General features: G+C 49.6%; 1 protein-coding gene and 1 tRNA gene. One reads left to right on the top strand and one right to left on the bottom strand.

Annotated elements, in window-relative coordinates:
• The first annotated feature begins 95 nt into the window (after positions 1-95).
• On the top strand, positions 96-1,784 hold the full coding sequence (locus B3N33_RS07930) for a CotH kinase family protein (protein ID WP_422655902.1): 1,689 nt from the start codon (positions 96-98) through the stop codon (positions 1,782-1,784).
• 265 nt (positions 1,785-2,049) lie between these two features.
• On the opposite strand, the gene B3N33_RS07925 is transcribed toward B3N33_RS07930, so the two are convergent.
• Positions 2,050-2,124: transfer RNA gene (locus B3N33_RS07925), tRNA-Glu, on the bottom strand.
• Positions 2,125-2,293 lie beyond the last annotated feature (169 nt).

Raw genomic sequence — 2,293 nt, 5'->3', positions numbered from 1 at the left:
TTCCCTCACGACAGAGTCATGGACGTATATATAGAGGCCGACGAGGTCGAGCTCCAGAATATGTTCGATCAAGCGCGTTTGGAGGAATACATCGTGTGCGATGTCGTTTACAACGGCTACNNAACTCCTCCCTTTCGCAGGCAAGGAACTCCACTTCGAACCGTTACAGTTTCAAGCTGGACTTTAATCAATTCGTCAAAGGTCAAAACCTTTTCGGAATAACGAAGATAAACCTCAACAACGGTTTCTCGGATCCAACGTTTATGAGAGAGTACCTGACGTACGAGATCTCTGAAATGCTCGGGCTAGAGACTCCAAGGACGACCTACATCGCGTTGCATATAAACGGTGAGTACTTCGGGCTTTATCTGGGAGTAGAAAACGTAGACGAAAACTTCGTGCGTGATCACTTCGCTTACGGTTACGGAGATCTTTACAAACCAGAAGGCACCGGGGCCAATCTGGTGTACATAGGCGATGATCCGCAGAGCTACCCCGGTCTGGCCCTTCAGACCAACGAGGAGAAGAGCGACAAGAGCTCTATAGTGGAGATGCTGAAAGTTCTCCAGGAAGGCACGTACGAAGAACTTGAAAAAATGCTGGACATAGACTCCTTTCTCAAGTACTACGCTCTTTGCGTAGCCGCGGGGAGCATGGATTCGATACTGGGGGGGATGTATCACAATTACTACCTATATGACAACGACGGTCAGTTCGTTATGATTCCCTGGGATTTCAACATGGCCTTCGGCGGTTTCGGCGGTTTTGGCGGAGACAGGGGGAGCGGCGGCAGTCTGTATATAGATTCCCCGGCCGTCAATATGGCCTCGCTCCCGATTGTCAACAGATTGCTGACCCGGGCCGAGTACCTTGAGGAATACCATGACTATCTTCAGCTTATAATAGACGGCTATCTGAACGATGAATTCTTCACAAGCCGGGTTGAAGAAGTCGCCGCGATGATCGATCCTTACGTCAAGAGTGATCCCACGGCGCTGTATTCGTACGAGCAATTCCTCGCATCCTTCGATTCCACTGGCGGCCAGAGCACTGGGCTGATCGACTACAACAGCGCCAGAATCGAAGCGATCACGAAACAACTTAGCGGGGAGCTTCCATCGATAAGTGACGGATCCGACAGTACTGTGAACGCTTCTTTTGAAAGAATGCCAATGGCCGGCAACGAAGGATGGAACGTTCCGGTTGACGCAATGCCTGTGAGAAATAACAGGAATGCAGAGAATGCAGATCCCCTCGAGATGTTTCCCGAAGAGGTACTTCTGCAGTTGATAGAGGAATGGGAAACGGCCGCTTCCAGCGAAACCATAGACGCGACTAACCTTGAGTCAGTAGATTCTGAAGGCAAGATGTCAGAAGAAAACGTTGCCGTTGTAAGGGGCCATGAAATCACCACCGAAATGAGGGAATGGATACTCCAAAAAATGGAAAGCCAGATGGCAGACTTCACATTTCAAAATCGAAACGCTCAAAATCCCATTGCCATGAGATTTGGAGATGCAAGAGAGGAAGGATTGCAGAATATGAAGCCTCCTCAAGAGATACCAGATTTCGATGCGGCGGGCAAAGTTGATACGAGAGAAAATATGCAACCCCCGGCGAATATGGCCGAGTTCGGCATGGGAGACAGAGCAGGAGGAGAGGTCGAGCAAATCCCCGTAATGGAGTCCGACGATTTGACTCAAAGCGATACCATCACAATATATGCCTCCTTGCTTGCTCTGGGCTTGTCGATTACGATCCTCAAGTTGAAACGAAAAATCTAGGCTGGGCGATGATTCTGGGTGCCGGGGCAGGGCGTTGCAGGAGCAGAGAACGTCTCTTGGCAGTGGTCAGCGAAGTCTTGGTCTTGAATGCACGTGGGTTCGGATATTGTCGGCGAACGGGTTCTTGGCCTCGAGATCAACTTTGACCCATATTTCAAAGCGCTTACGCTCAAGTGAGGATTAAGGTACCAGCATTAAAAAACGAAGGATCTCCCTATCGGGAGACCCTTCAACGTACTTTAGGTATCACTTGAGGAACTTAGGGTGGCAGCCCCACGGGGAATCGAACCCCGACCCTCGGACTGAGAATCCGGTGGACTAGCCGTTATCCTATGGGGCCGAACAGAAATAATATTATCATGGTCTCCGGCTTTTGTAAACACCCCTGCTTAAGAGATATAATCATTTTGAGGAGGTGTTTCGGTGTTTATCAGACGGTGGTTTTCTCCAGGGGCTAAGGCGAATGTTGTGTTATGTCATGGAATAGGTGAGCATAGCGGAAGATATGA

This window comes from Mesotoga sp. UBA5825 (assembly GCF_002432955.1).
In the GTDB taxonomy this organism is placed as follows: domain Bacteria; phylum Thermotogota; class Thermotogae; order Petrotogales; family Kosmotogaceae; genus Mesotoga.
Note: the sequence above shows the minus strand (reverse complement) of the source record. Positions and strands in the feature narration are given on the sequence as shown.